Source organism: Bacillus sp. MUM 116, from assembly GCF_001866655.1.
GTDB lineage: Bacteria > Bacillota > Bacilli > Bacillales > Cytobacillaceae > Neobacillus.
Window position 1 is genome coordinate 1 of sequence record NZ_MLYR01000178.1, and the last position, 6,755, is coordinate 6,755.

The following is a 6,755-nucleotide window of genomic DNA, read 5'->3' on the forward strand; positions in this document are numbered from 1 at the left end:
AAATCTAATTTTGAGTCAATATTAAATTATAATTAATTTAAATAAATACTAATTTTAATTATAATTCATATTTCCCATCAATCAGTTTTTCCTTAATAAGTGAAGAATAAACTTTTTTCTATGTAACAAAATTCACCATTATTTGCTATAAGTTTATCATGATTTCCAAAAAGTATAAAACAAAACGCATTGGTTTTACTCTTTATTTCCTTGATAATTGATATAGTTTGTCATTACTTTTATAGCAACATCAATTGCTTCTTCGTTAGGGTTTAATTTTGCATGGTGTAAGCCGAATGGCGAGTTCACTCCAAGCCAAAACATAAATCCCGGGATTTCCTTAAGCATGTAGCCGAAGTCCTCACCTGTCATTGCTTCCTTACATTCGATAACCTTTACTTGTGTTTGACCCCTCATATATTCGAAAAATTCAGCTGTTAACTTTTCATCGTTATATACCTGATGATACATGGCCCCGAAATCAATATTTGCCTCACATTCATAGCCTGTCTCAATTCCATTAACTAGGGAGTTTATTCGATGTTTTACCTTTTGCATTGATTCAGGTGATAAGGTTCGAATGGTCCCTTCAAGACGGGCAGTTTCGGCAATAATATTTTGCACTGTTCCTCCTGTGATTTTTCCGATTGTAATTACTGCACTATCTAGTGGATCGACATTTCTTGAAATAATGGTCTGTAATTGGTTCACTAATGAACAAGCAGCAATGACCATATCATTGGTTTGATGCGGATAGGCCGCATGTCCACCTTTCCCTTTTAAATCAATGAATAATTCAGAAGTATTGGCAAATAGCAATCCTTCTTTTAAAGCAATGGTTCCTACAGGGTATTCAGGGGCGATATGTAAGGCAAATATCATATCCGGCTTCCACTCCAGCATGATATCAGATTCAAGCATCGGTTCCGCCCCCCCAGGGCCCTCCTCTGCCGGTTGAAAAATAACCAGCAAATCGTCTTTAATAGGATTTTCAACGAAATAGGTAATAATTCCAAGAGCAATACTCATGTGAAAATCATGGCCGCATGCATGCATTTGAGCATCGTGAGTGGATTTAAATGGTAACCCAGTTGCTTCTGAAATAGGTAGTCCATCAATATCTGTTCTGTAACCAATCGTTTTGTTTGGATTAAGACCGTGGATTTTTACAAATATCCCGGTTTTCCACTTTTTAATAGTGATTCGATCTTGCGGTAATTCTTGCAGATAAGACAATAAATAGGCTTGAGTCTTATATTCCTGAAACCCCAGTTCGGGAATTTGATGTAAATCACGGCGAATTTTTACAAACGAATTCATTTTTTTGATTACTCCTCGGTTTAGAAAAAAAAGCGTGGAATATCCACGCTTTTCTCCTATTGATTATAATTGACGAAGCGCATCCATTATTTCTGTCTTCGATTTAGTCTTTTCATCAATATCTTTTATTTTTTTAGCTGGAATTCCTGCGACAACTGTATTTGGCGAAACATCATCCGTTACAACAGCTCCCGCTGCAACAACAGCCCCTTTACCAACGGTAACACCTTCAAGAACTACGGCATTTGCTCCAATTACAACATCATCTTCAATGACAACTGGTTTTGCAGAAGGCGGTTCAATCACGCCAGCTAAAACCGTTCCGGCGCCAATATGACATCTTTTCCCTACGGTTGCTCTTCCACCCATAACCACGTTCATATCAATCATAGTATTCTCACCAATGACAGCACCGATGTTAATAGATGCCCCCATCATAATAACTGCATTGTCACCAATTTCAACTTGGTCGCGAATGGTGACACCAGGTTCAATTCGGGCATTGACATATTTCATATCAAGCAAAGGAATAGCCGAATTACGACGGTCATTCTCAATTACATAATCTTCGATCTTTCCTTTGTTGGCTTCTAGTGCAGCATTAATTTCAGCCCACTCGCCAAAAACAACCCCAGTATTTCCGTTTATAAATACCTTAGCATTGCTTCCAAAATCAATTCCTTCCAAGTCCCCTTTTAAATAAACCTTTACAGGTGTTGATTTTTTACTATTTTGAATAAAGGAAATAATTTCATGTGCATCCATCATTTTCATTACATTTGTTCCTCCCTAAAGCTTGTACTAAAAATTACTTTAACAAACGAAAGCGTTGAATACAACAAAAAAATAGATTATTGTTTTTTTTCAGAAACATATTCTTTAATTAATTCGACAAAAGCATTTACCTGTTTTAATTGAAAAGATGATTCATACCCTAATAACCATGTATCCCGGTTTAACGGCTGATTATTTTCGTTCAGCAGCGGAATTTTGAAAATATTTTTTTCCGCGCTTCTTAACGTAATCGCCGGGAGAATAGAATAGCCAATACCATTAAAGGTCATTTGTTTACATGTCTCAATTTGATCGACAACAATAGTCCTTTTCGGCGAGGTTTTAAAATTTCTCATCCACCAATCCTGGATTTCCTGATAATAGTTGGAATCGCTTTTAAACTGGATAAATGGACGATCTGTATTTAAAACTTCCTCTGGCTTTGTAATTACCCGATCCACCAAATATAATGGATCGCTGAAAAGATGAACCTTGACTCCTTTCCAATCAGGAGTCCCTCGAATAATCCCGACATGAACTTGGTCATCATATAAACATTTTAAAATTTCACTGCTCCATCCTGTTACAAGCGATATTTTCGCCTGTGGATAAGTATCTATATACCGCTTCAATACTTGAGGAAGCCAATTTTGCCCAACAATTGAAGCAACCGCAATTTTTAATGTTCCAGATATTCCGGCCTGAAGTGAATGAATGGCCTCCCTGACCTTTTCTTCCTTATTTAGTACTTCATTTACAAATTGAATGACTTGTTCTCCCGATGGAGTTAGAGCCAGCCCTTTTTGGGAACGAATAAACAATTTCGTTCCCCAATCTTTTTCGATGGTTTGCAGCCGCTGGGATAGCGCAGGCTGGGAAACAAAAAGCCGCTCAGATGCCTTACGCATATTCATTTCTTGTGCCAAGACAGATAATAATTGAAATTCTGAAAGTGAGGACAAAATGTCATCCCTCTTTTTTTGTTGATATTGTTATTAATGTTATAAAATTTTTATCAATAATATAGCTCCCTATAAAGGGAGCCTTATTCATCATGTTTTAGTTTTAAAAATCTTTTTACAAGATTATTTAATTGATCTAATACTGTACTTCTAGGCAAAATCCCTTCAAAAAAGCCTTCTTCAGATTCAACACAAAGAAATGGATGATTAACAAGTAATTCCAGGCAGGTTATCATGGAATCGGTAATTTTCACTCGTGAAATATTTGTTTTCATGACTTCTTCTACTCGTTTTTTCTCCAATTTCTCAAATTCAATTCTTTCCAATCCTATAATGGAATCCATAATAATTGGGGTGCTGATTAACCCGTGGAGCTTATAATGTGGGTCTAAAACAGGAATGGCAGTATATCCGCTTTTTGTTAAAACTAATAATGCATGTTCAAGACTGTTTCCAATCTGCACATGTGCGACCCGCTCGGAAGGGATCATAAAATCTTTAATGCTTAATTCTAAAAATTCCCCACTGTGAAGACTTATCATCGCCGAACTCCTCAATTTTTTAGTTTGATTCCTCTTCATTTTACCATAGTTCCTTAGCGGCTGTATGGTTTTAGCATAGTAAGAAAAGCGCAAGCGCCTTGTTCAGCCTCAGGCATAGCATAAGCCAAGCCGGCGAGAAGGTTGCTCTTTAACCTTCTTGACGAATTGGCTTAGACCATCGAGGGCTAGGACGCTTGCGCTGGACAATTCTCAAAGACGAAAATTTTATTCTTTCTTTACTTTTGAAAAAGAAAGGAACCTTAAAAGGTCCCTATTGAATCAAATCAAAAATTTCAATTGTAATCATATCAATATTATCGAATTGATAACGCTTTGGTTTTTCCTTTTCATTGTATACTTCTAATTCAAATGTTTCTGTTTTAGGATGAAAGGTTACCTGACACTTTCTCTCACCATTTACTTCGAAATAGCGTTGTGCCGGTTCTCCCCCCCCTGATTGTTCCTGAAGATTTTTTAAACGTGTTAATATACCTTGAAGCTGTGACATTTGCCTATCTCCTTTCAAACACAAACAAACTTCCTACAGTTATGTTTCTCTTTTAGCATGTTTCTATCCTAAAGGATTTTTTCGAAGTTTTAACAACTAAGCTTATTACATGCCAATATTAAAAGAATAAAATAAGGAACGGCATTTGTCCAAGCAAAATTTAGGGAAAGTATAAATTTTTTTCTTTGAGCTCCTATTTAGTGCCCATTTATAAAAGCTGATCATGCTCAAATAAATATTGATAAGAGATGTCAATAAACAGATATTCTTCCCCATTCATCGGAAAGGAAAAAGTTCGAATTGTTTCACCGGTTTCAATATCACTGTATAAATCGGATAGGATTCCTTTTCGTTCATTCCGCATTTTGATAATATTTTCCAAAAAATAAGGGCGCCAGCTCCAGTTTTTATTGAGATACTCGGTTTGAATTTTCCATTCTCTTTTTTCTTTAAAGATATTTACCGATTTTTGGAAGCCGTCTTCGTCACATACATACATTCGAAAGGCAATATGATCCATTTCTTTTATCAAGGCTTGAAATAAATCCTCATAACTTGTCTTCCTGTTTTTGATTACAATTTCCTGGACTTTTAATTGAAAAAACTCTGCTGTCGTATATACGGCTTCTAATTTTCTTTTTTCATAGGCAATAAAATCATGGAATTTCTCCCTTAATCTTTCCATTAGCTTTTCTCCAGGAATAAAATCAGGGCCAGGTGGGTGAAGATAGTAACCTTGATAATATCTTCCACCGTTTTTCCAAGCAAATTGGAGCTGGTAACTCATTTCAATATTTTCAAAAAGTAAAGTTGCCCCAATTTTACGTGCTAATAATGACAGAGTAAATAAGACATCATTAAAATTGGTTCCGGTTGCTGTCGATTTTAAAGCCTCCAAGTTCACTTTTAGAATATCCGGTTCCATTTCTCCAATTCGTTGAAAATAATTTTTAGAACTGTCAATCCTAGCTATCGCAATTTGAATTCCATACGTTCGATAATATTGGAGCAAGTGATCTAATTGATCAAAATCTCCAGTGTAATTTTCTTCAGATATTTCCAAGACCATTCGATTCAAACGAATTCCCTTTTTTTCAAATTCTAATAGCTCTTGTAAAAATGGTTCTCCATGTCCGTACATCAATAAATCAGCATTTCGATTTAAAAAGATTTTGACATGTTCATCTAAACTAAGAGCTTTTTCTAATGCCTTTTTTACAACAATCTGATCCACTTCAATTTTATATTCATCCGGAATTTGATCATCTTGAAAAAAAGGTCCTAAACTGATGATGTTCCCTTCTGACCTAAATCTTCCCAATACTTCATATGCAACAACTCGTTGTTCCTCTGCACTAAATATTGGTTGAAAAAAAGGAATGACATTTTCAAGATCCGCTAGGATATCCAATGCATCCATATTTACTTACCCTCCAGAAAAAGATTTTTCTCATTATATCATACCAATATATACAATACGCATCATAGCCTTCTCACGTTCTTTTCAAACAGGATACCATCATAAAAGCACATACCCAATCGAATCATATTTTATGAATAATCGTCCAAGTTTTGAATATTAACGTATAAAGTGGGATTAGGAAGAGAATTTTATTTAAATTACTTGCTTTCTATAGCAAATTTAAAGAAAATACAAAATGATGTTTATTTTTAAAGAGTGAGGTGGATTTGAAGAAAAAATGCAAACAAAAATAACGAGAAGATTTCTTTTAAAGCGTTCATTTGGAGCATTCCTCGCAATTTTCGGCCTAGGTTCAGGGGGATATTTTTATGCCAATCAGATTGAACCTGCCCTACTGGACACGAATATACTTGAAATCAAGCACCCCTTAATTCCAAAAAGCTTTGACGGAAAAAGAATTATCCAATTCAGTGACACCCACTTGGGATTTCAATATAATCTGCACCAATTTAAAAAACTAATCACAAAAATTAATCACCTTAACCCCGACCTCATCATTTTCACAGGAGATTTAATGGATGAACCGAATCGATATGATAAGATTAATAACATTGTTCCACTTTTAGAGGAATTAAGTGCTCCACTTGGGAAATTTTGCATTTTCGGCAACCATGATCATGGGGGATATGGAACGGATATTTACCGGAATATTATGGAGGCTGCAAATTTTACTGTTTTATTAAATGAATCAAAATCCATTAAACTGGATGACGGTCCGCCCATTTATTTAATCGGAGTAGATGATGCCATGTTAGGAAAGCCCAATATTCCCTTTGCTTCAAGACATATACCTGAAAATAGATTTAAAATTTTATTATCTCATGCACCTGACCTTGCTGATATGGCATCTCAGTATCCAATCCAATGGCAGATTAGCGGACACAGTCATGGCGGCCAGGTAAAAATTCCATTCTTCGGAGCCCTTGTTACCCCACCCTTTGCTCAAGTTTATACAGAGGGACTATATTCAATCAGAGATTTAACATTATATGTTAACAGAGGTATCGGAACAACAAGACTCCCTTTTCGATTTATGGCCAAGCCCGAACTAACCATTTTTACTTTAAAATCACAAAACAGCTAAATAAAATCCTTATTCAATTAAATTGAGAAAAGGAATTTTATTTTTTGCTAAGGCTATTTTCGCATAGATTGTTGTTTTTCGT

Annotated in this window: 7 protein-coding genes; 1 reads left to right on the forward strand and 6 read right to left on the reverse strand. The window is 35.5% G+C overall.

Annotated elements, in window-relative coordinates:
* Nucleotides 1–195 precede the first annotated feature (195 nt).
* From BIV60_RS27555 to BIV60_RS27580, 6 genes are all read right to left on the reverse strand, one after another.
* The gene (locus BIV60_RS27555; RefSeq protein ID WP_141770582.1) at nt 196–1,329 is read right to left on the reverse strand and encodes an N-acetyldiaminopimelate deacetylase; all 1,134 of its coding nucleotides are present in this window, start codon (nt 1,327–1,329) and stop codon (nt 196–198) included.
* Nucleotides 1,330–1,383: 54 nt separating this feature from the next.
* Entirely contained in the window at nt 1,384–2,094 is a 711-nt protein-coding gene (gene dapD, locus BIV60_RS27560) for a 2,3,4,5-tetrahydropyridine-2,6-dicarboxylate N-acetyltransferase (protein ID WP_071358855.1), read from the reverse strand.
* 77 nt (nt 2,095–2,171) lie between these two features.
* Nucleotides 2,172–3,056: a transcriptional regulator CcpC gene (locus BIV60_RS27565; protein WP_071358856.1), complete on the reverse strand. Its 885-nt coding sequence runs from the start codon at nt 3,054–3,056 to the stop codon at nt 2,172–2,174.
* A gap of 83 nt (nt 3,057–3,139) precedes the next feature.
* Entirely contained in the window at nt 3,140–3,598 is a 459-nt protein-coding gene (gene cbpB, locus BIV60_RS27570; RefSeq protein WP_071358857.1) for a cyclic-di-AMP-binding protein CbpB, read from the reverse strand.
* Between the two features lie 271 nt (nt 3,599–3,869).
* Nucleotides 3,870–4,106 (reverse strand): YkuJ family protein, encoded by a 237-nt coding sequence (locus BIV60_RS27575; protein ID WP_026574712.1) that lies wholly within the window; start codon nt 4,104–4,106, stop codon nt 3,870–3,872.
* 208 nt (nt 4,107–4,314) lie between these two features.
* Nucleotides 4,315–5,526 (reverse strand): EAL domain-containing protein, encoded by a 1,212-nt coding sequence (locus tag BIV60_RS27580; protein ID WP_071358858.1) that lies wholly within the window; start codon nt 5,524–5,526, stop codon nt 4,315–4,317.
* Nucleotides 5,527–5,806: 280 nt separating this feature from the next.
* Between BIV60_RS27580 and BIV60_RS27585 the strand changes: the two genes are divergently transcribed.
* Nucleotides 5,807–6,673 carry a metallophosphoesterase gene (locus BIV60_RS27585; RefSeq protein ID WP_071358859.1) on the forward strand — a complete coding sequence of 289 codons (867 nt, stop codon included), beginning with the start codon at nt 5,807–5,809 and terminating at the stop codon, nt 6,671–6,673.
* The last annotated feature ends 82 nt before the right edge of the window (nt 6,674–6,755 follow it).

Coding starts and splice junctions, on each gene's coding strand:
- BIV60_RS27585 (WP_071358859.1), top strand. CDS start 5,807: ATGCAAACAAAAATAACGAGAAGATTTCTTTTAAAGCGTTCATTTGGA.
- cbpB (WP_071358857.1), bottom strand. CDS start 3,598: ATGATAAGTCTTCACAGTGGGGAATTTTTAGAATTAAGCATTAAAGAT.
- BIV60_RS27580 (WP_071358858.1), bottom strand. CDS start 5,526: ATGGATGCATTGGATATCCTAGCGGATCTTGAAAATGTCATTCCTTTT.
- BIV60_RS27575 (WP_026574712.1), bottom strand. CDS start 4,106: ATGTCACAGCTTCAAGGTATATTAACACGTTTAAAAAATCTTCAGGAA.
- dapD (WP_071358855.1), bottom strand. CDS start 2,094: ATGAAAATGATGGATGCACATGAAATTATTTCCTTTATTCAAAATAGT.